The organism is Mesorhizobium sp. BH1-1-4, from assembly GCF_020165665.1.
In the GTDB taxonomy this organism is placed as follows: Bacteria; Pseudomonadota; Alphaproteobacteria; order Rhizobiales; family Rhizobiaceae; genus Mesorhizobium.
Map to the genome: position 1 here is coordinate 192,293 of NZ_JAIUIN010000006.1, position 25,097 is coordinate 217,389.

The window sequence follows — 25,097 nt, forward strand, 5'->3', positions numbered from 1 at the left end:
CGCAGTCCGGATGAGACAAGACGGGATCAGGTTTGAAGCATGCCTTCATTAAAAGACCTTCGTAACCGTATCGCCTCGGTCAAGGCGACGCAGAAGATCACCAAGGCGATGCAGATGGTCGCCGCGGCGAAGCTGCGCCGTGCGCAAGAGGCGGCGGAAGCGGCGCGTCCCTATTCGGAGCGCATGGGTTCCGTCCTGGCCAACATCACCCAGGCGGTCGGCGGCGGTGGCGATGCCCCGGCGCTGATGACCGGAACCGGCAAGGACGACGTGCATCTGCTCGTCGTCTGCACCGCCGAGCGCGGCCTGTGCGGCGGCTTCAATTCGCAGATCGCCCGTCATGCCCGCGACCATATCCGCCGGCTCCTGGCCGATGGCAAGCAGGTCAAGATCATCTGCGTCGGCAAGAAGGGTTTCGACATCCTGCGCCGCGACTATGCCTCGATGATCATCGAACGCGTCGATCTGCGCGAGGTCAAGACGCTCGGCTTCGTCAATGCCGATGCGATCGCCCGCAAGGTCATCCACCTGTTCAACGAAGGCGCCTTCGACGTCTGCACGCTGTTCTACTCGCAGTTCAGATCGGTGATCAGCCAGATTCCGACCGCGCAACAGATCATCCCGGCGGCGACCGCCGCTTCGGCCCAGCCCGAAACGGCGGATGGCGCCAGCGCCGTCTACGAGTATGAGCCGGAGCCGGGCGAAATCCTGTCCGACCTCATCCCGCGCAACATCGCGGTGCAGATTTTCCGCGCGCTGCTCGAAAACGCGGCGGGCGAAATGGGCGCCAAGATGAGCGCCATGGACAATGCGACGCGCAACGCCGGCGAGATGATCAACAAGCTGTCGATCACCTATAACCGCCAGCGGCAGGCGCAGATCACCAAGGAACTGATCGAAATCATTTCGGGCGCCGAGGCGCTCTAGGCGCGGTCCGCGGGTCATTGGCCCGCGAACCGGACCGCGTGAGAAACAAAGGACGAAAAGGGTAAAGACGATGGCGAAAGCACCGACCCCCCAGAAGGCAACCCCGAAGACGGCAGCCCCCAAGGCAGCAGCCCCCGCGAAGGCGGCCAAGGCTCCGGCAGCGGCAGCAAAGGCGGCTCCGGCCAAGGCAGCAGCAGTGCCGGCCAAGGCCGCCGCTGCCAAGACCCAGGCCGTGGCCACCAAGGCCACCGGCGTTGTCGGCAAGGTCCGCCAGGTCATCGGCGCCGTCGTCGACGTGCAGTTCGGCGAGCATCTGCCGCCGATCCTGAACGCGCTCGAGACCAACAATGTCGGCAACCGCCTGGTGCTCGAAGTTGCCCAGCATCTGGGTGAAAACACCGTGCGCTGCATCGCCATGGACTCCACCGAAGGTCTGGTGCGTGGCCAGGAAGTGCGCGACACCGGCGGCCCGATCGCCGTGCCGGTCGGCCCGGGCATGCTCGGCCGCATCATCAACGTCATCGGCGAGCCGGTCGATGAGGCAGGCCCTGTCGACGCGGTTGAACTGCGCTCGATCCACCAGCCGGCTCCGGCCTATATCGAACAGTCGACGGAAGCGCAGATCCTGATCACCGGCATCAAGGTGCTCGACCTGCTCGCGCCCTACGCCAAGGGCGGCAAGATCGGCCTGTTCGGCGGCGCCGGCGTCGGCAAGACCGTGCTGATCCAGGAACTGATCAACAATATCGCCAAGGCGCATGGTGGTTACTCGGTGTTCGCCGGCGTCGGCGAGCGCACCCGCGAAGGCAACGATCTCTATCACGAGTTCATCGAATCCGGCGTCAACAAGAAGGGCGGCGGCGAAGGCTCGAAGGCGGCACTCGTGTACGGCCAGATGAACGAACCGCCGGGCGCGCGCGCCCGCGTCGGCCTGACGGGCCTGACGGTCGCCGAATATTTCCGCGACCAGGGCCAGGACGTGCTGTTCTTCGTCGACAACATCTTCCGCTTCACGCAGGCGGGTTCGGAAGTGTCGGCTCTGCTCGGCCGTATCCCTTCGGCCGTGGGCTATCAGCCGACGCTCGCCACCGACATGGGCGCGCTGCAGGAACGCATCACCACCACCACCAAGGGCTCGATCACCTCGGTGCAGGCGATCTACGTGCCCGCCGACGACTTGACCGACCCGGCGCCCGCGACCTCGTTCGCGCACCTTGACGCGACGACGACGCTGAACCGTTCGATCGCCGAAAAAGGCATTTACCCGGCCGTCGATCCGCTGGACTCGACCTCGCGCATGCTCGACCCGCTGGTCGTCGGCGACGAGCACTATGGCGTTGCCCGCCAGGTGCAGTCGATCCTCCAACGCTACAAGTCGCTGCAGGACATCATCGCCATCCTGGGCATGGACGAGCTGTCGGAAGAGGACAAGCAGACGGTGGCGCGCGCCCGCAAGATCGAGCGCTTCCTGTCGCAGCCGTTCTTCGTCGCCGAAGTGTTCACCGGCGCGCCGGGCAAGCTGGTCGACCTCGCCGACACCATCAAGGGCTTCAAGGGCCTCTGCAACGGCGACTATGATCACCTGCCTGAAGCCGCCTTCTACATGGTCGGCGGCATCGACGAGGCGGTCGAGAAGGCACAGCGCCTCGCGGCCGAAGCGGCGTAATTCAAGCGAATAGGGAGTAGCGAGTGGTGAGTAGAGAATAGCAGATGTGACAGGGGCCTTTGCACCCCTTCGCTACTGACTACTCACTATTCCCTACCTGCTAAGTTGATATGGCTGAAGCTTTCAAGTTCGAACTGGTCTCGCCGGAGCGCCTGCTGGTTTCCGCCGAGGTCGAATCCGTCGTCATCCCGGGCGCCGAAGGCGAGATGACCGTCATGGCTCATCACGCGCCGGTCATGACCACGATCAAGCCGGGCGTCGTCACGGTGAAGAGCGCCTCGGGGAGCGAGGAACGCTATGTCGTGTTCGGCGGCTTCGCCGACATCGTCCCGGCCGGCTGCACGCTGCTGGCGGAATCGGCTGTCGCGGTGAAGGATGTCGACCGTGCCGATCTGGCGCGCCGTATTCAGGAAGCCAAGGAAGATGCCGCCGATGCCAAGGACGATCAGTCGCGCAGCAAAGCGGAACAGTTCCTTAGCCAGCTCACCACGCTGGAAGGGGCGATCCTGCCGGCCTGAGACTTGCATTGGATGACTTGATGAAAGCGGGGCATTGCCCCGCTTTTTTGTTTGTCGGGTGGCGAGAGAGTTCAGGCAGCGGCGATGTGCCAGATCCGCCCTACGCGCCTTCGGCTTCGATGCCGAGCGCGGCGAAGGCCAAGGTCGTGCCATCCCGCCTGAGGTGGACGAGATGCACGGCCACGAGTTCGATCAGCGTCTGGCGTTCGGCGTGGTCCCTGGCGAAGCCGGCCAGGTCGAACACCGCCGTCACGGTTTCGTTCGCCGGCAATTGCTGGCTCAAAAGTGCCGTCAGGCTCGTATCGAGCGGATCGGTGAAGTGGCCTTCCGGCAATGTCTTTCCCCGCGCCGCGCAGGCGGCGATCCAGGCGGCCACCACCAGCGTCAGGTGCACGAACTCGGTACCGGCCTCGAGGCATTCGATGGCGGAGGCGATGATACGCTGCGGCAGTTTCTGGCTGCCGTCATTGGCGATCTGCGCCGTGCGATGGGCAAGTGCCGTGTTCGAAAAACGCTCGGCAAGTTCGGCCGTGTAGGCCGATGTGTCGAGCCCGGCATCCTCGGGCAGCGTCGGTATGGCCTCGGCCCATAATGCGTTAACGAAGCGCCTGATAGCCGGATCGGCGAAGGCGCTGTCGACGGTGGCGTGGCCGCTGAGCAGGCCGAGATAGGCGATGCCCGAATGCGCGCCGTTGAGGAGCCTCAGCTTCATGTCCTCGAAGGGCGCGACATCGCCGACCATGGTGACGCCGAATTTCTCCCAGGCCGGCCGGCCGGCCGGGAAATCGTCCTCGATCACCCATTGGCGGAAGGGTTCCGTCATCACGGGCCAGGCGTCCTCGACGCCAAGTTCGCCTGATATCCGCGCCCGGTCGGCGTCGGTCGTGGCCGGCACGATGCGGTCGACCATGCTCGAGGGAAATGCGACCTGGCCGGCAATGTGGCCGGCGATTCCGGCCTTGCCCGCCGAACCAGGGTTGGCGTCGCGCAGTGTGGCGAATTCGATCAGCAGCCTGTGCAAGGTGGCGCCGTTAGCCGGCAGGTTGTCGCAACACAGCACGGTAAAGGGCGGGGTGCCGGCGGCCAGCCTGCGGGCGAGCGCTTCGGTCAGAAAGCCATGGGCCGTCTTCGGTGTTTGCGGATTGGCGAGGTCGTGGACGATGTCGGGATGCGCCGCGTCCAGCCCGCCGCCGGCGGCCCGCAGATAGGCCTTCTCGGTGATCGTCAGCGTCACGATGCGGGTGCGCGGATCGGTCAGCACCGCCAGCACCGCGGCCGGGTCTTCCGGCGCCACCAGCATCGCGCCGATCGAGCCGATGACATGCAGCGTCTCGCCGTCGCTGCCGCGTACCGCCAGGGCGTAGAGCCCATCCTGCGGCGCCAACGCGTCGCGCGTATCGGCGCTGCGCAGCGACACGCCTGTTATGCCCCAGCCCATCTCGCCGGCGGCCAGGCATTCATCGATGTAAGCAGCCTGGTGGGCGCGATGAAAGGCGCCGACGCCCAGATGCACAATCCCCGGCGTGACGGCGCCACGATCGTATCGAGGTGCTGCGACCCCGGCCGGCAATGCCTGCGCCGTGCGGTTGGAAAGGCGACCGTCTGTCATCGGATTGCGGCACTCATCTCGTGAACGGGCTGATGGTCTCTGGGCGGACCGCTAGCGGCGTAACATTGGCGGCGTTTGGTCACAATGCTCAGCTTTGCTCAAAAGTCATCATACAACAATCCCATTGTTGTATGTTGACATTATTTCTGGCCGGCCATACCGATAGGGACCCTGGGAGGACGGCCGTGGCACTGACCAATGCGGATTTGCTGTTTCCAGCCGAGGCGCGTCCGCTCTCGATCGCCCGCGATCTCTACGCCGGCATCAAGGACCTGCCCATCGTCAGCCCGCACGGCCATACCGACCCGCGCTGGTATGCGCTGAACGAGCCGTTCCCCAATCCGGCGCAACTGCTCATCGTGCCGGACCACTATATTTTCCGCATGCTGTTCAGCCAGGGCGTGCGGCTTGAGGATCTCGGCGTGCCGACGCTCGATGGTGCGCCCGTCGCGACCGACGGCAGGGCGATCTGGCGGCTGTTCGCCGGACACTATCATCTCTTCCGTGGCACGCCGACCCGGCTGTGGCTGGACCATGTGCTTGCGCATCTGTTCAACATCGAAGAGCCCCTGACGGCCGCAACCGCCGACCGTCACTACGACACGATCGCGACGCTGCTGCAGTGGGAGAACTTCCGCCCCCGCGCGTTGTTCGAGCGCTTCAATATCGAGGTCATCGCGACGACCGAAGGCGCGCTCGACGACCTCAAATGGCACAAGATGATCCGCGACAGCGGCTGGCAAGGCCGCGTCGTCACCGCCTACCGGCCGGACGCCGTCGTCGATCCCGATTTCGAAGGGTTTTTTGCCAATCTCGATCGGCTCGGCGAGATCACTGGCTGCGACACCGGGAGCTGGGCCGGCTATCTCGACGCGCATCGCCAGCGCCGCGCCTTCTTCAAGAGCTTCGGCGCGACGTCCTCCGACCATGGCCATCCGACAGCCGAGACCGCCAATCTTTCGGACGCGGCGGCGCAGGAGCTGTTCAACCGGATCCGCGCCGGCTCGCAGGACGAGCGCGAACGAAAGCTGTTTCGCGCCCAGATGCTGACCGAAATGGCCAAGATGAGCCGGGACGACGGGCTGGTGCTGCAAATCCACCCCGGCTCCTGGCGCAATCATTCGCCTGGAATTTTCCAGAAATTCGGCAGGGACAAGGGCTTCGATATCCCGACCCGAACCGACTATGTGACGGCGCTGAAACCGCTGCTCGACTGCGTCGGGCTGGAGCGCGATCTGACTGTCATTCTCTTCACGCTCGACGAGAGCAGTTACGCGCGCGAGTTGGCGCCGCTGGCCGGCGTCTACCCGGCGCTGAAGCTCGGGCCGGCCTGGTGGTTCCACGACAGCCCGGAAGGGATGCGCCGTTTCCGCGAGATGACGACCGAGACCGCCGGCTTCTACAACACGGTCGGCTTCAACGACGACACCCGCGCCTTTCCCTCGATCCCCGCCCGTCACGATTTGGCGCGGCGGGTCGACTGCGCGTTCCTGGCGCGCCTCGTCGCCGAGCACAGGCTGCGCGAGGACGAGGCGCATGAACTCGCGAAGGAGCTTGCCTACACGCTTGCCAAGACGGCGTACCGGCTCTGAGCCGGACGCTCCGATTTTCAAAGGGAGGAAGTCATGTTGCATTTTTCGAAATTGACGGCAGCCACATTCGCCTTCGGCTCGCTGCTGATCGGCATCGCCAACGCCGAGACCGTGCTGCGATCCTCGGATACCCATCCGGACGGCTACCCGACCGTGGAGGCGGTCAAGTACATGGGCGACCTGATCAAGCAGCGCACCGCCGGCCGCTATTCGATCGAGGTCTATCACTCGGCACAGCTCGGCGAGGAAAAGGACACGATCGAGCAGACCCAGGCCGGCGTCATCGACCTCGACCGTGTCTCGATGGGACCGTTCAACGGCATCGTGCCGGAAACCGCGGTGCCGTCGCTGCCCTACATGTTCCGTTCGGTCGAGCACATGCGCCACGTCATGGACGGGCCAGTCGGCGATCAGATCCTGAAGGCGTTCGAGGCGCATGACCTCGTCGGTCTCGCCTTCTACGATTCCGGCGCCCGGTCCTTCTACAACACCAAGAAGGACATCACCTCGATGGCGGACATGAAAGGCATGAAGTTCCGCGTCATCCAGTCCGACGTGTTCGTCGACATGGTCAATGCGCTTGGCGCCAACGCCACGCCGATGGCCTATGGTGAAGTCTATTCGGCGCTGCAGACCGGCGTTATCGACGGCGCCGAAAACAACTGGCCGAGTTTCGAATCCGCCAAGCACTACGAAGTCGCCAAGCATTACACGATGGACGAACACCAGATCGTGCCGGAAGTGCTGGTCATGTCGAAGGCAAGCTGGGACAAGCTTTCGCCGGAGGACCAGGCGATCGTGCGCCAGGCGGCCAAGGACAGCGTCGTCAAGATGCGCGAACTCTGGGACGCGCAGGAGAAGAAGTCGCGCGGCATCGTCGAAGCCGCGGGCGTCAAGGTCAGCGAGATCGACAAGCAGCCGCTGATCGACGCGATGAAGCCGGTCTACGACAAATACCTGTCGACGCCCGAGCTGAAGGACCTTGCCGCGCGGATACAGGCCGAGAAATGAACGCCAGGGGCAACGGACCAGGCAGTGCGGAGACCTCCGCGCTGCCCGCGCGCGAGCCGGCCATGCGAGGGTTCTGGCTGGGTGCGGAGCGCATTCTGTCAGGGATTGCCCGGCTGGCTCTTTGGGTCAGCGGCGCGGGGCTGACGCTGATGACGATCATCATCTTCTGGCAGGTCTTTTCGCGCTATGTGCTGAACCGCTCGCCGAGCTGGACCGAATCCTTCTCGGTGCTGCTGATGGGCTGGTTCATCTTCCTGGGGGCCGCCGTCGGCGTGCGCGAGCGCACGCATCTGGGCTTCGACGTGCTGCTCTACGTCCTGCCTGTTTCAGCCAAGGCGGTGCTGCGCAGCATCTCCGATCTCGTCGTGCTGGCCTTCGGCGCCGGCATGATCGTCTATGGCGTGCAGCTGGCCAGGCTGACCTGGAACACGGTGATGCCTTCGCTGGCTTTGCCGGGCGGCGTCAGCTTCCTGCCGGTCATCCTCGGCGGCGCGCTGGTCTGCCTGTTTTCGCTGGAACGACTGGCCGGGCGCTTTGCCGGCCTGCCCGTCGACGCCGACATCCATGCAACCGGCGAGGAGGTCTGAACCATGGCGCTGACCGTCCTCTTCGGCACCTTCGTGTTCCTCTTGCTCATCGGCACGCCGATCGCGTTCTGCCTCGGCGTCGCCAGCTTCGCGACGATCCTCACGCTCGGCCTGCCGCCCGTCGTGGTGTTCCAGCGGCTCAATTCCGGCGTCAGCGTTTTTTCGCTGATGGCCATCCCCTTCTTCATCTTCGCCGGTGACCTGATGGTGCGCGGCGGCATCGCCGCGCGGCTGGTCGCGCTGGCAGGCTCCCTGGTCGGCCATTTGCGCGGCGGCCTGGGGCAGGTCAACATCGCTGCGTCGACCATGTTCGGCGGTATTTCCGGCTCGGCGGTGGCGGATGCGTCGGCGGTCGGCGGGCTGATGATCCCGCAAATGAAGGCGCGCGGCTACGGCGTCGACTATGCCGTCAACATCACGTCTGTCGGCGCCATCATCGCCCTTCTCATTCCACCGTCCCACAACATGATCATCTACTCGATTTCGGCCGGCGGCCGTATCTCGATCGCCGACCTGTTCACGGCTGGCGTGCTGCCGGGTCTGCTGCTGGCGCTGTCGCTGATGATAACGGCTTATTGGGTCGCCAGCCGCCGAGGCTATCCGACAGAACCTTTCGCTGGCTTCGGCCGGGCCCTGCAGCTGCTTGTCGCCGCCATTCCCGGCCTTGTCCTGATCGCCATCATCTTCGGTGGCGTCAGGTCCGGCGTCTTCACCGCGACCGAGAGCTCCTGCATCGCCATCGTCTACGCCTTCCTGGTGACCCTGGTCATCCACCGCTCGATGAGCTGGGGCGACTTCGTCGCCGCGACGACGGCCTCGGTGCGGACCACAGCCATGGTGCTGATGATCATCGGCTGCGCGGCCGCCTTCGGCTGGCTGCTCGCCTATCTCAGGGTGCCGGCGGCGCTGGTCGCCTTCCTGCAATCGGTGTCCGACAACAAGCTGGTGATCCTGCTGTTGATCAACATCGTGTTGCTCATTCTGGGCACATTCATGGACATGTCGCCGCTGATCATCATCACGACGCCGATCTTCCTGCCTGTCGTCATGGCCTATGGCGTCGACCCCGTGCATTTCGGCGTGATCCTCATCCTCAATCTCGGCATCGGCCTTTGCACGCCACCAGTTGGCGCGGTCCTGTTCGTCAGCTGCGCCATCGGCCGCATTCCGATCTGGACGGCGATGCGCTCGATCTGGCCATTCTATGGCGCCGCCTTCGCGGTGCTGATGCTTGTCACCTACATTCCGGAAATCTCATTGTGGCTGCCGAGCCTGTTCCATTAGGAGATCGCCACATGTCCGATACCGCAACCGATCTCAGGGTCGAGAGAAAACCCAAACTGTCGGAAACCGTCGTGGCGGCGATCCGCAGGCAGTTGCAGGCTGGCGAGATCCCGCCCGGCCACAAATTGCCGACCGAGGGCCAGTTGACCGAAACCTTCGGCGTCAGCCGTACCGTCATCCGCGAGGCGCTGGTCAAGCTTGCCGCCGACGGGCTTGTCGAGCCGCGGCAGGGTGCCGGCGTCTTCGTCACCGAGCACGTCTCGACCATGTTCGGGACGCTGGCCGCCGACATGGGAGCCAAGGATTCCGTCGCGCTCAACGTGCTCGAGGTGCGGCTGGCGATCGAGATCGAATCGGCCGGACTCGCCGCCATCCGCCGCAACGCCGCGCAGGAGGCGGCCATCCAGGAAGCCTTCTTCGAGTTCGAGCGGCTGCTGCTCGACAGCCAGCCGACAGGACCGGCCGACCTCGCCTTCCATCGCGCCATCGCCAGCGCCACCAACAATCCGTTCTATGTCGAGATGCTCGACGTGCTCGGACGGCGCGCCATTCCGTGCGACGTGACCTCGCCCTGGTCGACGGAACTGGTGCAATCCGACGATTATCAGCGCGGGCTGCAACGCGAGCATCTGGTGATCCTGAACGCGATCTCGGCGGGCGATGCCGAGGCCGCGCGCGAAGCGATGCGCGCCCATCTCGGCGCCAGCCAACGGCGCTACCGCGAGCGCCTGCAGGCGCGGCAGGCCTATTACGCCAGTTCGAGCACGGCCGCCGCCGGCGAATGATCCACCGGAAGCCAGGATTAGAGATGAGCCAGAACCACACCGACTACACATCGCGCTTCGCCATCGATCCGGTCGCGGCCGCCGCCATGGGGACGGACGAACTGCGCCATAATTTTCATATCGAGGACCTCTTTCGGTCCGGCCGCATCAGCCTGACCTACACGCACTATGATCGCATGATCGTCGGCGGTGCCGTGCCGGTGGCCACGGCATTGCCGTTGGAAGCGATCAAGCCGACCGGTACCAAAGGGTTTCTCGACCGGCGCGAACTCATCGCCGTCAATATCGGCGGCACCGGCACGATCGAAGCCGGCGGCCAGTCTTTCGACCTGCGGGCGCGCGACATGCTCTATCTCGGCATGGGCGCCAGCGATGTGTCATTCGCTTCGGCCGACAAAGACGACCCGGCCAAGTTCTACCTGCTCAGCGCACCGGCGCATCAGGCCCATCCCAGCCGGCTGATACGCCTCGATGACGCCAAGCGCCTCGATCTCGGCAGCAAGGAGGCCTGCAATGAGCGTTCGATCTTCCAGTTCATCCATGCCGGGGGAACAAAGACCTGCCAGCTCGTCGTCGGCATGACGCAGCTGGCGCCGGGTTCTATCTGGAACACCATGCCGTGCCATGTGCACGACCGGCGCATGGAGGCCTATCTCTATTTCGACCTGCCCGAGGCGGCGCGCGTCTTCCACTTCATGGGCGAGCCCGACGAGACGCGCCATATCGTCATGCGCAACGAGGAGGCCGTGCTGTCGCCAGGCTGGTCGATCCATTCAGGCGCCGGCACTTCCAACTACGCCTTCGTCTGGGCGATGGCCGGCGACAATGTCGACTATACCGATGTCGATCCGGTGTCGATGGAGGACCTGCGGTGAGCGACCTCACAGCGTTCAGCCTGGCCGGCAAGCGCATCCTGGTCACCGGCGCCAACACCGGCATCGGCCAGGGCATCGCGGTGTCGATCGCGCGCGCCGGCGGCGCGGTGATCGGCGTCGGTCGTTCATCGATGGCTGAGACGGCGGAAAAGGTTTCCGAGACCGGTGGACGGTTCGAGGCCGTGGCCGCCGACCTCGCGGACACGGGCGCCGCGGGGCCGATGCTTGACCGGGTCTGGCAAGACAGCGGGCCGCTTGACGGGCTGGTCAACAATGCCGGCATCATCCGGCGCGCCGATGCCGTCGACCTGACGGAGACCGATTGGGACGATGTCATCGACGTCAATTTGAAGGCGGTCTTCCTGCTCAGCCAGTCCTTTGCCCGGCGCGTCCTTGCCGACGGGCGCCAAGGCAAGATCGTCAACATCGCCTCGGTGCTGAGTTTCCAGGGCGGCATCCGCGTCGCGTCCTATACGGCGTCCAAGCATGGCGTGCTCGGCATCACCCGGTTGCTCGCCTGCGAGTGGGCGGCCAAAGGCATCAACGTCAACGGCATCGCGCCGGGCTATATCGAGACCAACAACACACAGGCGCTGCGCGCCGACCCCGACCGCAGTGCTGCTATCCTGGGGCGGATTCCCGCCGGACGCTGGGGCGAGCCGGGGGACATTGGCGATGCCGCCGTCTTCCTGCTGGCGCCGGCCTCGAACTACATGCATGGCGCGGTGGTGCCGGTGGACGGCGGCTGGCTGGCGCGGTGAGGAGACGACAATGAGCGAGCCGAAGATTTTCGCGCAGGCCGGCGAGGGTGCCTGGACGCCGACCGCGGACGGCAATCGCCGGCGCGTGCTGCTGTCCACCGACGAACTGATGATGGTCGAGTTCGGCTTCGACAAGGGAGGCGTCGGCGCGCTGCATTCGCACCCGCACGTCCAGGCAAGCTACGTCGCCGAAGGCCGCTTCGAGGTGACCATAGACGGCCGGACCGAAATCCTGGAGACCGGCGGCAGTTTCATCGTGCCGTCCGGCCTGGTGCACGGCGTCAAGGCGCTGGAGGCGGGAAGGCTGGTCGACAGTTTTACGCCGCACCGCGCCGATTTTCTTGCCTGAGCAATTCCAGGAAAAGCGTGAAAGCAAAGAGATAGGGCCGGTCGCGGCCACTTCCGAAAATGAAAAACCCGCGCCTCGCAAGAAGCGCGGGTCTGTTGCCTGGGCGCCAATGGCGCCGCGGTACTCAAAACATCACCGCAGGACCGGAAACCTGCCGGATCATGGTGAATATAAACCTAATGCGCCGCCGGCTCCGGGTGGTCGCGGCGGCTGGTGGCCAGCAAGCGATGCGTGGCCTCGAGGATGGCCTCGACCGGCGTGTCGGAAATATTGGCCGATCGTCCGCGCCTTGGAGCGGTCACCACCTCGACCCTGTTCGACAGCGGCCGCCACCGTTCGATGTTGGCTCCGTGGTTGATGATGACCGTCGGCGTCATCACCGTGGCGAAGAGGTGGCCCAGACCGCCTTCCATGCCGACATAGGCGTCGGCGATCTCGCCCAGCGCCAGCAGCAGGTCGCCGAACGCCTCGACATCGAGCCCAAGGTCCGGACCGATCGTCACCAGCCGGCTTTCCCTTGCGGCCAGGCTTTGCGGCGTCGGTCCGTTGCCTGGGGTGACCAGATACAGCACCTGGTAGCCGGCCTCGATGAGGTTTGTGGCAATGGCGGCGACCTGGGCGTCGCTCATCATCTTGTTGCTGCCCTTGGAATTGCCGCCCAGCAGGATGAGCGGGCGTTGGTCCGCACCGCGGATCTGGCCTGCCAGAACGCGGGCAGCCTGTGAAACCTCCAGCCTGTGGTCGAACGGCAGGTGCCGGCCGGCCAGGCGTTCGATCAGCCTGTGGTAGCGCCAGGCATTGTGCTCCGGCCGCAAGGTCCATCTGGCGCCCCAGTGCGACGACAGAAGGTGACCGGCAAAGTTGGGTTCGTAACGAACACCACGCGCGAGGAGCTGTAGTTTGGCCACGATCAGGGCAGGCACGCCGGTGCGGAAATCGACGACGGTCATTGGCCTGCCGGGCCGTGCAAACTCGGCCAGGATGGTGGAAAGCGGCACAATCGTCCTGAAATCATCAACCAGGGGTGCCGCATGTCTGCGCAGCACGCCGGTGAGCGATGATCTGTGCATGCTGCCATAGACGATCCGGCTTTGCGGAAAGGCCGTTCTTGCCGCCCGCAACGCCGGTATCCTCAGCAACCCGTCGCCGAGAGCGTCGTTGCGGACGTAGAAAATCAGCAGCGGCGCGGGCAAATCCATGGCCAGGGCGGATCCGTTCGGTCTGATTTCAAGAGGACAACAGGCGTCCAGAGGCTTTTGCAAGAAGACAGCAAATCCCGGCTTAATCCAGAGCGAATATGCGCCGAACGTAATAAAACGGGCGGCACCAACAGATATCGCCGTGGCACGCCTCGTCGGTCCGGCATCGAAGCCGCGACAATGGTCAGGTGATGCGCCTGAGCAGGCCGAAAAGCCTTTCGAACGTCTTGCCATAGGGCGGGCGCAGAAGGGCTCCGGCGCTCAAGCGCGACTGCAGGAAAACCGGCTTCTCCTTGCTGAAGGTCCGGAATCCCCATTCGCCGTGATAGGCACCCATGCCTGAGGCGCCGACGCCGCCGAAGGGCTGGTTCTCCTGCACCAGATGCAGCATGCAGTCATTGATGGTGACGCCGCCGGCGGCGGTCTCGCGCAGGATGCGCTGGCGGTTGGCACTGTCGCGCCCGAACCAGTAGAGCGCCAGCGGCCGGTCGGCCCGGTTTACATGGTCGATGGCGTCGTCCAGCGTGGCGTATTCGACGATCGGCAGCACCGGGCCGAAGATCTCTTCGCGCATCAGCCGCAGGTCCGCGCCGGCGTTCGCGACCAAGGTCGGCGCAAGCTTCCGGCCCGCGGTGCCGAAATTCTCGCCCGCCGGATTGATTTCGGTGACATCGGCGCCGGCGTCGCGGGCTTCCGCGATCATGGCGCGCAGTCGCTGAAAGTGCCGGTCGCTGATGATGGCGGTGTAGTCGGGGTTGTCGCGCAGGGTGGGGTAGAGCCGCGCCATCGCGGTTGCGAGCTTGGTTGCGACCATGCCCGCCTGTCCCTTGGGCACCAGCAGATAGTCCGGCGCGATGCAGGTCTGCCCGGCATTCAACAGCTTGCCATAGGCGACGCTGGCTGTTGCCGCGTCGAGATCGCAGGAGGGGTCGAGGATTGCCGGCGACTTGCCGCCGAGTTCGAGCGTGACCGGGGTCAGGTTGGCGGCGGCGGCGATCGCGACCTGGCGGCCGACCGCGGTCGAACCGGTGAACAGCAGATGATCGAACGGCATCGACACGAAGGCCTTGCCCATTTCGGCATCGCCGGTGATGACGCTCAACTCATCCGGAGCGAAATGCTCGCCGGCCAGTCTGGCCAGCAGCTCGGAGAAAGCCGGCGTCAGTTCGGAAGGCTTGACGAGCACGCGATTGCCGGCGGCGAGCGCTGCCGTGACCGGCGCGACGGCGAGCTGAAAGGGATAATTCCAGGGCGACACGATGCCGACCACCCCAAGCGGCTGCGGCAAGAGGCGGTTCCTGCCCGGCAGGAACGGCAAGGTGGTGGCGACGCGACGCTCCCGCATCCAGCCTTTCAGATGGGGCAGTGTGTGGCGAATGCCGGCGCGCACGACGAACAGTTCCGCGAGCCGCGTCTCGTGCGCCGAGCGGCCGCCGAAGTCGGCGTCGATCGCGGCGCAGATTTCAGTCTCGTGCCGCTCGGTCAGCGCCAGCAGGCGCTTGAGGCGGTCCTTCCTCAGGCCGAGGTCGGGAAAGGGCTGCTTCTCGAAGGCGGCGCGCTGCAGCCGGAAACGCTCGCCAAGCACATCCTGTCTAGCCTGCAGCATCGTGCCCTCCCTGGCGTGTCGGCGGGGACAAGCTTACATCGCGGTGCGGAGGAATCCATCAGGGGTGCGTGTGCCGCAGCGGAAGGCGCCGGGTGTTCCAGAAAGTCGCTTCCGCGATTTGTGGGCGTTTGTGGGTAGGGTCTTGTGCAATCCTTGGTTGTATGCTGCAATGTGGACGGGCAAGGTCTCGACAACAAGGGGTTGGAATGAGCGGAAAACACCACATGCTGGCGGTGGCCGGCTTTTTCTTCGCAACCGGCGCGCTGGGCATCCTGTCCGCGACCGTCCTGCTGGCCTTTGGACATTCGCCGAATATTGTAAGTTCCGCCTCGGGTGTGGCCTATGTGGTGGGCGCCTACTACTTCCTGAAAGGGTCGAGGCCGGCGAAGATTTTCCTGACGGTCATGGCAGCTCTCGCCATGCTGCTCGAAGCTATCATTGGCATCCTGATGCTAACGGATGGCCTGTCACCGATGGGCCTGTTTGTCCTGCTGTTGGCGGGCCTTACCGGCTATTGCTTTTATGGGTTGCAGCTGTCGAAGGTTCTCAACGCCGAATTCGATCGCCGGTCGGAGACCTACCGATTGGAGAAGGGCAAGGCTGCCCAGCGCTATTATGACGAGTTGGAGCAAGGCAACAGCGGCGAGTGACAGCAACGGCCGACGGCATGAAAGGGCTGTTGTGATGGAATGAGCGGTGGGCTACTCCAAGGCCCCACAAGGAGTCGCCCTTGACCGTCTTGCCCGATCTCTCCCGTACGCGAAAAATCGCTTGCCGCCAGGTGGCCGCCTGATGCCGGTGCAGGCGGCGGGCATGAGGGCGGAGGATCCCAAGCGGCGCGTCCTGAAGGATGTGTTCGGCTTCGACGATTTCCGCCCTGGCCAGGCCGACGTCATGGACGCGCTGCTCAATGGGCGCCATGTGCTGGCTGTCATGCCGACGGGGGCCGGAAAATCGCTCTGCTACCAGGTCCCGGCGCTGGTCCTGGGCGGGCTCACCCTCGTCGTGTCGCCGCTGGTGGCGCTGATGCAGGACCAGGTCGCGGCGCTGCGGCTTGCCGGCGTGGCGGCCGATACGATCAATTCCGCGCTCGACCGCGAGGCCAATGTCGCTGCATGGCGCCTCGTGGCGTCGGGCCAGACGCGGCTGCTCTACCTGGCGCCGGAGCGGCTGATGACCGAGCGCATGCTGGAGGCGCTCTCCAGGCTCGACGTCAGCCTGATCGCCATCGACGAGGCGCATTGCATTTCGCAATGGGGTCCGGCGTTCCGGCCCGAATATGAGGACCTGTCGCGGTTGCGCGGCATCTTCGCCAACGTGCCGATCATCGCGGTGACGGCGACGGCCGATGAGAGCACGCGCACCGACATCGCCGCCCGGCTGTTCGCCGAGCGCGTCGAAACGCTGGTGCTGGGTTTCGACCGCCCCAACATCAAGCTGGCGATCGAGTCCAAGCAGGACAGCAAGCGGCAATTGCTGCGGTTCATCGAGCGTCACGCGGGCAAAAGCGGCATCGTCTATTGCCTGTCGCGCAAGAGGACCGAGGAGATGGCAGGCTTCCTCGAGAAGAACGGCGTCAGAGCGCTCGCCTATCATGCCGGCATGAGCAAGGAGGCGCGCGAGGCCAATCAAAACGCCTTCATGACCTTGTCCGGCGTCGTCATGGTGGCGACCATCGCCTTCGGCATGGGCATCGACAAGCCCGACGTCGCCTATGTCTTCCACACTGATATGCCGGGCAGCCTGGAAGCCTATTATCAGGAAATCGGTCGTGCCGGCCGCGACGGGCGCGAGGCCGAGGCGCATATGCTTTACGGCCTTGGCGACATCCGCATGCGGCGGCTGTTCATCGACGACGAGGACGCCGCGCCCGAGCACAAGAGACGGTCGCATCGCCGGCTCGACACGCTGATCGGCTATTGCGAGACGGCGCAATGCCGGCGCCAGGTGCTGCTCGGCTATTTCGGCGAAGAGGCCGAACCTTGCGGCAATTGCGACAATTGCCTCGATCAGGCGCCGCGCGCCGATGGCAGTGCCGAGGCGCGGAAAATCCTCGCGGCGGTCGCGCAGAGCGGCGAACGCTTTGGCGCCGCCCATGTCATCGATATCCTGCTTGGCCACGAGACCGAGAAGGTGCTGGCGCGGGGCCATCAGACGCTGAGCAGTTTTGGCACCGGTGCCGCGCACCGGAAGACCGTGTGGTTGTCACTGATCCGGCAACTGGTCGCCGGCGGGTTCCTGATTCCGGATCCCGAGGGCCATGGCGGCCTCGCCATCTCGGAGAGCGGCCGCGCGCTCGGCCGTGGCGAGGGTGAATTCCGGTATCGCGTCGAGAACCGCGACCCTCTGGCGCGCGGCAGGAAGCGTTCCGGGGAAGGCTCCGCCGCCGGCGCCGAGGGTGTGGATGCCTCGCTGCTGGCGGCGCTCAAGACGCTGCGGCTGCGGCTGGCCAAGGAGCGCCAGGTGCCGGCCTATGTGGTGTTTTCCGACCGCACGCTGATCGACATGGCCGACCGCCGCCCGCTCGACCTCGATGCCTTCGCCGAAGTGAATGGCGTGGGTGCGGCGAAGCTCAAGGAATTCGGTGCGGTTTTTCTCGCCGCGATCACGGCGCATGAGGCTGCTTGAAGACCCGATGCGAGCCCGGGCTCAAGCCGTAGTGTTGATCTGACTGCTCCGAACGAGCGAGGAGAGCCGAGACATCAAAGCTGGGAGCGCAGCCTGCTGGCCAGCCAGTCAGAAATCTTTTCGCGCAGGGGACGCGCTTCCCATTCGGCCAGAGTGATCTGCCGCGACCGCCCAAGATCCTGGTTGAACAAATCGATCTGCGTGTTTGCGAAATCCCTGCCGTAGACGTTCAGACTGGCTTCGTCGTTCAACCGCAAGGAGCGTTCGTCCAGATTGGTGGAACCAAAGCTCGCCCAGACGTCGTCGACGATCAGCAGCTTGGGATGATACATCGTGGGCTGAAACTCGTAGATGCGCACACCCGCCCTAAGCAAGTCGCCCCAGAAATAGCGCGAGCCTTTTCGAACCAGAGGCACGTCAGTCAGCGCATTGGGAACGATCACATCAACCGACACGCCTCGCTTCCTGGCATCCAGGATCTGCTGGAGCGCGATGTCGTCGGGCACGAAATACGCCATTCCGATTCGTAGGTGATCCTTGGCGGCGGCTATCGCGGCCAGCATCATCAGTTCCATGGTTTCCGAGCCATTTGGCTGGGAAGAAAGTATCAGTTGGGCGCCGAGCGCTCCCGCGGATTCGGGCGGAGGATAGAACTTCTGGCCTTGCAACGTCTCACCGGTCGTTTCCAGCCAGTTTTCGGCAAATGCTGCCTGGAAAGCAGGCACGGTGGGCCCTTCGATCCGGTAGTGCGTATCGCGCCATTCATCCGGGTTGCGAGCGTTTCCACGCCAATTGTCCGCGATGCCCACCCCACCCGTGAAAGCCACCCGTCCGTCAACAACGAGCAGCTTGCGATGGGTCCGGTTGTTCACACGGTCCAACGTATACCAATGGATGGGCCGGTAGCGCTGGAATCTCACGCCGGCGCTTGTCATGATGTGGATCAGGTCTTCATCGAAAGGCAGGCTGCCGACCCAGTCGACGAGCACCCGGACCTCGACCCCTTGACGCGCCTTGCCCGCCAAGGCTTGTGCGAACTCATATCCGACTGCCCCGGACCAATAGATATAAGTCTCAAAATCGATCGAGGACCGGGCCGCGCCGATCGCCTGGAGCATCGAAGGAAAAATCTCGTCGCCGTTCACGAGGGTTTGCACCGCGTTCGCGTCGGACATCTGTCCCAGCGAGTAGCTGCTCATCGACCTGGCGAACTGGGGGTCCGATGCATCGAAACGATGCGGGACGATCGTCCGCAAAACCCGCGGTTCAGGGGTCAGGTTTATGGCTGCCAACGTCGCCAGCCCCGCGACGACCGCAACGGCCAGATAGCTCAGTCCCCTGAGCAGCGGGCTGAATTTTCGACGCCGCCCGATCTGCTTCGCGCCTGTCAGCAACGCCACGAAACCGGCAGCGCGCATCTCAGTCGCCCTGCTGCTTGCGGTTGCGTTGTTCTTCGATGTCCTCGGGCTCTTCATCATCGATACGGGTGATGGTCGAAGCCGAACTGTTCGATCTCAACATTTCGTCCAACTTGGCATGAATGGCCTGGGTATCGCGATGCTCCGCGCGCTGAATGAACAGCGTCATGGCCCAGGTGAGGAGTGTGGCCGCACCATGCCAGTTCAAGCTTTGCCGATCGAAAATTATCCAGAAGATCGCATAGGCCAGCAGCACCAGGAATGCTGCTGGACGGGACGTCCACGTGCCGATCGAGGTGAGCGCGCCGGTAATGGGGTGATTTGCCATGAGCAGGAACTTTCGACCGTAACGCAGGTTCCCGCGCGGCCTGTCGGCGAAGGCTGCCCGCGCAACAGCGGCTTGTCGGCGAAGGTCGCCCGTGCAGCACAGTTGACTGCGGGGAGCGCCGTCAGGCCCTGACCACCGTCTGGGTTGGGCGTCGAATGGCTGAAGTCAGAAGCTGCACTGAGAGCCTTGCGATCGGGGGCCTTTCTCGGAGCGCCCCAGCGCTGCGACCTCGTCACGCAGGCAGCCCGGCGCGTACTGCGCCAATACCCTTTCCAGACGCCCCAGCAGAACTTTCCTCGACTTTATCTCGTACCCCAGCCGCAATGTGCCAACTATGCTTTTGCGGTTGGTGGTCAGCTCCTGCTGGAGGACGCCAATGTGGATGCGGACCTCATCGGCCTGTGCTCGAAGTGCTGCTTTGATTGGCCCTCGACCTTGCATGCTGAACTCGATCTCCGTGGAAACGGATATCGAACTTGAGCGACCATGCTTTGGTTCCTCGGCATCGCCGTCAAATTTCCGAGCCGCGAAAAGCGGGTCGGATTCCGCCGCGCGCATGTCATCGCCCTTCGGCGATGACGCCGGGCCAATGGGCGGCCTTTGTAAATCTGAGGAGCGGTCGACCAAACCACCGGCGAGCCTCATTCCAGCAGTCTGGTCGTGCCTTCACGCCGATGTTCCGAGTTGGCGCGATCGATCCCCTCGACGGTGATGGCGAGCGTCCCGTTTTCGATTCTTCCTATCCAGCCCTTTGCCTTTAGATACCAGAGATGAAACTCCAGGTGTTCACGCGGGCAGCCCGACAATCGTTCGAGCTCCACATCGCCAATGCCCGCGTTGTTGACGTCTTGTCGGCGTTTTACGTAGAGAAGCGAGAGCAGTTTGGCCTGGACACCGGCGTCCCGCGCAAAGCCCTTGGTATCACTGGCTTCCCCGGTCAGTTCGAGGCGAAGCGCCGAATGGTCTTTATACTGGATATCGTATTGCGCGCGTTTGACCGGGTCCTTGAGCGTATTATGGGCCTCCACGACTTCGCTGAAGCGTGACTCGTCGCCACTGTCCCGATTGTCGGGGTGGTAGCGCATGGCAAGATGACGAAATATCCGTTCTATCGTTTCGGAATTGGCGTTCGGGCTGACTTCCAGCACTTCGTAGTAGTCGATGAACATAATCGTGCTTCCCCGCGACATGCCGGGCAATGATTTCAGGCGGTGCCGCTGCCATTCTCGGCTATGACCCCGCCACCGACAATAAGCCATACATCATGTTTTGCTAATCTAAGAACGCCTTAAGGACAAGCACGGAACGTAAGTGAAAACGTCGGACCTTTGCCACTTGCGCCACGGACTTTGGTCCCTGAAATTTTCGAGCGTATGCACCTCCTCTCGGATAGGCATGCTCGGCCGGTCGCCAGTACTTCATTTTCGCCGGCGCAGAACCATTCCGGCATGATGCAGCACGTCTTGGATGAACTCTCCATCGGCGGTGAAGCCGGTGTCGTCCCAATAGTCGATGTGATTGCCCGTGACGAGGTAGCGCCCCTGATAGGCCTTTTCGCGCGTTCCCCTGGCCTCGACATAACGGCCGTTCGGCAGGAGCTGGTGGCGTATGTGGCCGTCTCCGGTCACCCAGAGGCCGGTATATTCGTGAGTCTGGCTATTCATCGTCATGTCCTTTGCAATGGCAAATCCGGCTGATATCGCAACGAGCGATGCGGCCACGGCCAGCCCGCGCATCAGTGCGCCGCCCGTGTCGGACGCACGACGATCTCGTTGACATCGACGTCGTCGGGCTGCTCGATGGCGAAGCGTACCGCCCGGCCGATGGCATCCGGCTGAAGTGCTATGGCGCGATATGTCCTCATTGCATCGATGGCGGCGGGATCGGTAATCGTGCTGGCCAGCTCGCTTTCGACCACGCCGGGATGAATGCAAGTGACCCGAATATCGTCCCGCTCCTGCCGGAGACCGTCGGAGATCGCCCGCACCGCATGTTTGGTGGCGCAATAGACGGCGGCCGTCGGCGAGACGGAGAGGGCGCCGATCGAGGCGATGTTGATGATGTGACCCGTTCCCCGCGCCGTCATTTGCGGTAGCACGGCGGCGATGCCATGCAGGACCCCCTTGATGTTGACATCGACCATGCGGTCCCATTCGTCGACCTTCATCGATGCCATCAGCGACAGCGGCATGATGCCGGCATTGTTGACCATCACGTCGATCCGACCCCAGGCCTGGCGCGCGGCTTCCGCGAAGGCGGCGACATCGGCCCGGTCGGTCACGTCGAGCCTGTGCGCCATCGCCTCGCCGCCTTTCTCCCGGATCTCGTGCGCCAGAATTTCCAGCCTGTCGGTGCGGCGTGCACCCAGCATCAATCTGGCGCCGGCGGCGCCAAGTTCGCGGGCAATGCCGGCGCCGATGCCGCTCGAGGCTCCGGTGATGAGAACGACCTTGTCGAGGGACATCGCTAATCCTTTCGTCTTCCATGTGATCAAGATTGTCAGGAATGTATGTTCCGGCCATTGTCGCGATAAGGCGTCTAATTCTTGCCAAGATGGAAAGTTCAGCTAACCAATGTCGCACGACCTCAACATGCTTTCGGTGTTCGCGCTGGTCGCCGAGGAGCGGAGCTTCCGCGCGGCGGGCGAACGGCTGGGCGTTAGCCGGTCCGCCGTCAGCCAGACGATCCGGCGGCTGGAGGAGAGCCTCGGCATCGCACTGGTGCGGCGAACGACGCGCAGCGTCAGCCTGACCGAGGCCGGCGAGCAACTGTATGAGGACGTGGCGCCGGCCATTGCCGGCTTGCGCTCGGCGCTCAGCCAGACCGAGCAGTGGCGCGACCGGCCGCGCGGGCTGTTGCGGCTGGCGGTGTCCTCGATCGCCGAACGGTTCCTGTCCGGGCCGTTTCTCGCCGGCTTCGCCCAGGCCAATCCGGAAATCCAGCTCGACATCACGGTGACCGACGAGGAGTTCGACATCGTCGCCGAGGGCTATGATGCCGGCGTCCGGCTGGGAGAGGTCATCGAACAGGACATGATCGCGGTGCCTGTCGCGGGTGACGAGCGGCAACTGACGGTCTGTTCCCCTGCCTATAGGGACCGTTCCGGCATTCCCTTGCATCCCGCCGATCTTGCCGGACATCGCTGCATCGGCTGGCGACCTTCACCCAGGTCGGCTCCCTACCGCTGGGAATTCGCCGAGGATGGCAAGGAATTTCGCGTCACGGTCGCGCCGGAAATCACCACCAACGACATGGCACTGATGATCAAGCTGGCGGTCGCTGGCGCCGGCATCACCTTCGGCATGGAAGAGAGTTTTCGTCCCTTCGTCGAGCGCGGGGAACTGGTCGTGCTTCTGGAGGACTACAGCCCACGCTTCGCCGGATTCTATCTCTATTATCCAAGCCGAAGGAACGCCGCGCCAAAGCTGCGCGCGCTGGTCGAGTACGTGAAGCAGTATAAGTGGCAAGATCGCCGTTAGTTCGGCTCTGTTGGCCAAAAACGCTTGTTCGCGAAGGCCTTGCCTGATCCGGTTTTGAAATATCGCTCAAGCTGCCGCGTATTGGTCTACACCCGATTGCGGCTCCGGGTGGCCTGCCACCCGAAGCCCGCAGGGCGCAGGATGGCGGAGAGGGAGGGATTCGAACCCCCGATGGGCTTGCACCCATGCCGCATTTCGAGTGCGGTGCATTCGACCACTCTGCCACCTCTCCGCGGTCATGGTCCGCCGTTGCCGGCGCGGCGCACTAGATAACGGCTGATCGGGCAGGTTACAAGGCCAAATCCGCCGGAAATTCAGCTCGCTGTCCCGGGCCTTGCCTGGATCGAGGTCACCCATCCCCGGCAGGCAACGACAACTGGTCCACCAAGGCAAGGAATCGGCCCGTTTGCCTTGACTCCCACTCAACCTTCGGTTAGGGACAGCGCGCAATCGGCGTGGAGGGTTCTTCCGCGCCGCTTGTTTTTTGAACCCGCAGACTGACAAAAAGACGGCCGAACCGCCAGAGGCGGTTCATCAAGGCCGACCGAACAGCGAAAGGCAAAAAATGTTCGCAGTCATTAAAACGGGCGGTAAGCAGTATCGCGTTGCCGCCAACGATCTCCTGAAGATCGAAAAAGTCGAAGCCAATGTCGGCGATATCGTCGAAATCGGCCACGTGCTCGCGCATGGCGAGGGCGAGAACGTCACGTTCGGCGCGCCGTTCGTCGATGGTGCTCTGGTCACCGCTGAAGTCGTCGAGCAGGGCAAGAACCGCACGGTCATCGCTTTCAAGAAGCGCCGCCGCCAGAATTCGCGCCGCAAGATCGGCCACCGCCAGTTGCTGACCACCGTGCGGATCTCCGAGATCCTGCTGGGTGGCGCCAAGCCCGCCAAGAAGGCCGCCGTGAAGGCGGAAGCCAAGGCAGAGGTCGCCGCCGACGCGGCGCCGAAGGAAGCCAAGGCCAAGAAGGACGCCCCCAAGGAAGAAGCGAAGGTCGAGGCCGTCGCCGCGCCGCTGTTCAAGGCGCCGAAGGGCGAGCCGGACGATTTGACCGTGATCAAGGGCATCGGCCCGGCCGCCGCCAAGGATCTCGCCGAGCAGGGCATCATCACCTTCGCGCAGCTCGCCAAGCTCAGCGACAAGGATGTCGTCAAGATCGACGAGCACATGCCGTTCAGCGCCGACCAGATCAAGGACTGGCGCGAACAGGCCAAGGAACTGGCGAAGAAGTAATTTTTCCGGCGAAACATCAGCCGGATCGGACTTGAAACGGAACGCGAACGCGTTCATAAGGCCTTTTAGGCGCCTTGCGGCGCAACGGAGTTAGTTAGATGGCACACAAGAAAGCTGGCGGCTCGTCGCGCAACGGTCGCGACTCGCATTCCAAGCGTCTGGGCGTGAAGAAGTTCGGCGGCGAAGCCGTCATCCCGGGCAACATCATCATTCGTCAACGCGGCACGACCTGGCATCCCGGCGTCAACGTCGGCATGGGCACGGACCATACCCTTTTCGCGCTCGAATCCGGCGCCGTGACGTTCAACAAAAAAGCCAACGGCCGAACCTACGTATCGGTCAACCCGATTGCCAAAGCCGCGGAGTAGCCGGTTCCGCACTAGAACACCGGCGCCCATCTCGGGAACCGGTGTCTGGAAGCCATAAGGTTTGGCAAAGCCAGGAAAAGGATCAGGGGAGATGGGTTTCCATCTCCCCTTTTTCTTGTGCCTGGAGGACTTTGAAATGGTTGCCGAAGCGGAAGACAGTGAAGACGAAAATTACGCGATAGACTGCCCGGTGCTGGTCACCGAGCGGCTGGTGATGCGCGCTCCCGATGAGCGGGATCTCACGCAACTGGTCGAGCTTGCCGACAACCGCCACGTCGCCGAAATGCTGGCGCGCATGCCGCACCCCTATGGCGAGGCCGAGGGGCGTGCCTTCCTGGCCATGACCAAGTCGCGCCGCGCCGGCATCGCCTACGCGCTGACGCTGGCCGGCACCGACACCTTTGTCGGCTGCGCGGGCTTGAACACCACCGATCGCGGGCTGGAACTCGGCTACTGGATCGGCGAACCCCACTGGAAGCGCGGCTATGCGACCGAAGCCGCCCATGCGCTGGTCGACCTCGCCTTCCAGAAGACGTCGATCCAGGTGCTGCATGCCTCGACCCGGGTCATCAATCCGGCCTCGCGCCGGGTGATCCACAAGTGCGGCTTCCAGTATGCCGGCCAGGGCATGCTGAACTCCATCGTCGCAGGCCAGGTGCCGGTCGAGCGATACCGGCTCGACAGGAAGACCTGGACCAGCCTGCGGAACTGGGTCCACTTCTAGGTGCGTCGATATTCAGGTCATGCCGGCCTGCGAATGGCGGCTTCCTGCGCTTCCGGTGCTCACGGACTTGATGTCCGCTCCGCTCCGGTTCTCGGAAGCCACCATTCTCGGCTCGGCCTGACCTGAATCTCGGCCCACCTAGGCGCTGG

The 25,097-nt window shown here is 63.8% G+C and carries 26 protein-coding genes and 1 tRNA gene; 17 read left to right on the forward strand and 10 right to left on the reverse strand.

What is annotated here, in order from left to right; translation table 11 throughout:
* Window positions 1-39: 39 nt before the first annotated feature.
* The 3 genes from LB569_RS13730 to LB569_RS13740 all read left to right on the forward strand — a co-directional run bounded on the left by LB569_RS13730 (window position 40) and on the right by LB569_RS13740 (window position 3,111).
* Window positions 40-927, forward strand: a complete 888-nt coding sequence (locus LB569_RS13730) for a F0F1 ATP synthase subunit gamma (protein WP_140702555.1) — start codon at window positions 40-42, stop codon at window positions 925-927.
* 70 nt (window positions 928-997) lie between these two features.
* Window positions 998-2,593 (forward strand): F0F1 ATP synthase subunit beta, encoded by a 1,596-nt coding sequence (gene atpD, locus LB569_RS13735; protein ID WP_224692808.1) that lies wholly within the window; start codon window positions 998-1,000, stop codon window positions 2,591-2,593.
* Between the two features lie 110 nt (window positions 2,594-2,703).
* Entirely contained in the window at window positions 2,704-3,111 is a 408-nt protein-coding gene (locus tag LB569_RS13740) for a F0F1 ATP synthase subunit epsilon (protein WP_224692809.1), read from the forward strand.
* 100 nt (window positions 3,112-3,211) lie between these two features.
* Here LB569_RS13740 and LB569_RS13745 read toward each other — a convergent pair whose 3' ends face one another.
* Window positions 3,212-4,720: a mannitol dehydrogenase family protein gene (locus LB569_RS13745; RefSeq protein ID WP_224692810.1), complete on the reverse strand. Its 1,509-nt coding sequence runs from the start codon at window positions 4,718-4,720 to the stop codon at window positions 3,212-3,214.
* Between the two features lie 131 nt (window positions 4,721-4,851).
* Here LB569_RS13745 and uxaC point away from each other — a divergent pair, with 131 nt between their 5' ends.
* The 8 genes from uxaC (at window position 4,852) to LB569_RS13785 (ending at window position 11,964) form a co-directional block, all read left to right on the forward strand.
* Entirely contained in the window at window positions 4,852-6,312 is a 1,461-nt protein-coding gene (gene uxaC / locus LB569_RS13750) for a glucuronate isomerase (protein ID WP_224692811.1), read from the forward strand.
* A gap of 33 nt (window positions 6,313-6,345) precedes the next feature.
* Complete coding sequence (locus LB569_RS13755; RefSeq protein ID WP_140702549.1) at window positions 6,346-7,323, forward strand: TRAP transporter substrate-binding protein; 978 nt, start codon at window positions 6,346-6,348, stop codon at window positions 7,321-7,323.
* Window positions 7,324-7,385: 62 nt separating this feature from the next.
* The gene (locus LB569_RS13760; RefSeq protein ID WP_224537811.1) at window positions 7,386-7,910 is read left to right on the forward strand and encodes a TRAP transporter small permease; all 525 of its coding nucleotides are present in this window, start codon (window positions 7,386-7,388) and stop codon (window positions 7,908-7,910) included.
* A gap of 3 nt (window positions 7,911-7,913) precedes the next feature.
* Window positions 7,914-9,194: a TRAP transporter large permease gene (locus LB569_RS13765; RefSeq protein ID WP_224692812.1), complete on the forward strand. Its 1,281-nt coding sequence runs from the start codon at window positions 7,914-7,916 to the stop codon at window positions 9,192-9,194.
* A gap of 11 nt (window positions 9,195-9,205) precedes the next feature.
* Entirely contained in the window at window positions 9,206-9,979 is a 774-nt protein-coding gene (locus tag LB569_RS13770; RefSeq protein ID WP_224692813.1) for a FadR/GntR family transcriptional regulator, read from the forward strand.
* A 23-nt stretch (window positions 9,980-10,002) separates the two neighbouring features.
* Entirely contained in the window at window positions 10,003-10,854 is an 852-nt protein-coding gene (kduI, locus tag LB569_RS13775; protein WP_224692814.1) for a 5-dehydro-4-deoxy-D-glucuronate isomerase, read from the forward strand.
* Window positions 10,851-11,615: a 2-dehydro-3-deoxy-D-gluconate 5-dehydrogenase KduD gene (kduD, locus tag LB569_RS13780; RefSeq protein WP_224692815.1), complete on the forward strand. Its 765-nt coding sequence runs from the start codon at window positions 10,851-10,853 to the stop codon at window positions 11,613-11,615. Before kduI ends, kduD begins: the two co-directional genes overlap by 4 nt.
* A gap of 10 nt (window positions 11,616-11,625) precedes the next feature.
* Complete coding sequence (locus LB569_RS13785) at window positions 11,626-11,964, forward strand: cupin domain-containing protein (RefSeq protein WP_140702539.1); 339 nt, start codon at window positions 11,626-11,628, stop codon at window positions 11,962-11,964.
* A gap of 176 nt (window positions 11,965-12,140) precedes the next feature.
* On the opposite strand, the gene LB569_RS13790 is transcribed toward LB569_RS13785, so the two are convergent.
* Window positions 12,141-13,163, reverse strand: coding sequence for a glycosyltransferase family 9 protein (locus LB569_RS13790; RefSeq protein WP_224692816.1), 1,023 nt, complete (start codon window positions 13,161-13,163; stop codon window positions 12,141-12,143).
* Between the two features lie 184 nt (window positions 13,164-13,347).
* Window positions 13,348-14,769 carry a coniferyl aldehyde dehydrogenase gene (locus LB569_RS13795; protein ID WP_224692817.1) on the reverse strand — a complete coding sequence of 474 codons (1,422 nt, stop codon included), beginning with the start codon at window positions 14,767-14,769 and terminating at the stop codon, window positions 13,348-13,350.
* A gap of 224 nt (window positions 14,770-14,993) precedes the next feature.
* On the opposite strand from LB569_RS13795, the gene LB569_RS13800 reads away from it, so the two are divergent.
* Window positions 14,994-15,419 (forward strand): hypothetical protein, encoded by a 426-nt coding sequence (locus LB569_RS13800; RefSeq protein ID WP_224692818.1) that lies wholly within the window; start codon window positions 14,994-14,996, stop codon window positions 15,417-15,419.
* Between the two features lie 142 nt (window positions 15,420-15,561).
* Entirely contained in the window at window positions 15,562-17,397 is a 1,836-nt protein-coding gene (gene recQ / locus LB569_RS13805; protein WP_224692819.1) for a DNA helicase RecQ, read from the forward strand.
* 74 nt (window positions 17,398-17,471) lie between these two features.
* Here recQ and LB569_RS13810 read toward each other — a convergent pair whose 3' ends face one another.
* From LB569_RS13810 to LB569_RS13835, 6 genes are all read right to left on the reverse strand, one after another.
* On the reverse strand, window positions 17,472-18,815 hold the full coding sequence (locus tag LB569_RS13810) for a phospholipase D-like domain-containing protein (RefSeq protein ID WP_224692820.1): 1,344 nt from the start codon (window positions 18,813-18,815) through the stop codon (window positions 17,472-17,474).
* A gap of 1 nt (window position 18,816) precedes the next feature.
* Window positions 18,817-19,143 carry a low affinity iron permease family protein gene (locus LB569_RS13815; RefSeq protein WP_140702529.1) on the reverse strand — a complete coding sequence of 109 codons (327 nt, stop codon included), beginning with the start codon at window positions 19,141-19,143 and terminating at the stop codon, window positions 18,817-18,819.
* 165 nt (window positions 19,144-19,308) lie between these two features.
* Window positions 19,309-19,701, reverse strand: a complete 393-nt coding sequence (locus LB569_RS13820; protein ID WP_140702527.1) for a hypothetical protein — start codon at window positions 19,699-19,701, stop codon at window positions 19,309-19,311.
* An 83-nt stretch (window positions 19,702-19,784) separates the two neighbouring features.
* Window positions 19,785-20,312, reverse strand: a complete 528-nt coding sequence (locus tag LB569_RS13825) for a J domain-containing protein (protein ID WP_140702525.1) — start codon at window positions 20,310-20,312, stop codon at window positions 19,785-19,787.
* Between the two features lie 249 nt (window positions 20,313-20,561).
* On the reverse strand, window positions 20,562-20,879 hold the full coding sequence (locus LB569_RS13830) for an Atu4866 domain-containing protein (protein ID WP_224692821.1): 318 nt from the start codon (window positions 20,877-20,879) through the stop codon (window positions 20,562-20,564).
* The gene (locus LB569_RS13835) at window positions 20,879-21,607 is read right to left on the reverse strand and encodes an SDR family oxidoreductase (RefSeq protein ID WP_140702521.1); all 729 of its coding nucleotides are present in this window, start codon (window positions 21,605-21,607) and stop codon (window positions 20,879-20,881) included. The genes LB569_RS13830 and LB569_RS13835 overlap by 1 nt, the downstream gene beginning before the upstream one ends.
* 109 nt (window positions 21,608-21,716) lie before the next feature.
* Between LB569_RS13835 and LB569_RS13840 the strand changes: the two genes are divergently transcribed.
* Complete coding sequence (locus tag LB569_RS13840; protein ID WP_224692822.1) at window positions 21,717-22,622, forward strand: LysR family transcriptional regulator; 906 nt, start codon at window positions 21,717-21,719, stop codon at window positions 22,620-22,622.
* Window positions 22,623-22,764: 142 nt separating this feature from the next.
* Here LB569_RS13840 and LB569_RS13845 read toward each other — a convergent pair.
* Window positions 22,765-22,854, reverse strand: a tRNA-Ser gene (locus LB569_RS13845).
* 333 nt (window positions 22,855-23,187) lie between these two features.
* Between LB569_RS13845 and LB569_RS13850 the strand changes: the two genes are divergently transcribed.
* The 3 genes from LB569_RS13850 (at window position 23,188) to LB569_RS13860 (ending at window position 24,948) form a co-directional block, all read left to right on the forward strand.
* Window positions 23,188-23,856 carry a 50S ribosomal protein L21 gene (locus LB569_RS13850; protein WP_224692823.1) on the forward strand — a complete coding sequence of 223 codons (669 nt, stop codon included), beginning with the start codon at window positions 23,188-23,190 and terminating at the stop codon, window positions 23,854-23,856.
* A 98-nt stretch (window positions 23,857-23,954) separates the two neighbouring features.
* Window positions 23,955-24,224, forward strand: coding sequence for a 50S ribosomal protein L27 (rpmA, locus tag LB569_RS13855; protein WP_095771984.1), 270 nt, complete (start codon window positions 23,955-23,957; stop codon window positions 24,222-24,224).
* 136 nt (window positions 24,225-24,360) lie between these two features.
* Window positions 24,361-24,948, forward strand: coding sequence for a GNAT family N-acetyltransferase (locus LB569_RS13860; RefSeq protein WP_224692824.1), 588 nt, complete (start codon window positions 24,361-24,363; stop codon window positions 24,946-24,948).
* Window positions 24,949-25,097 lie beyond the last annotated feature (149 nt).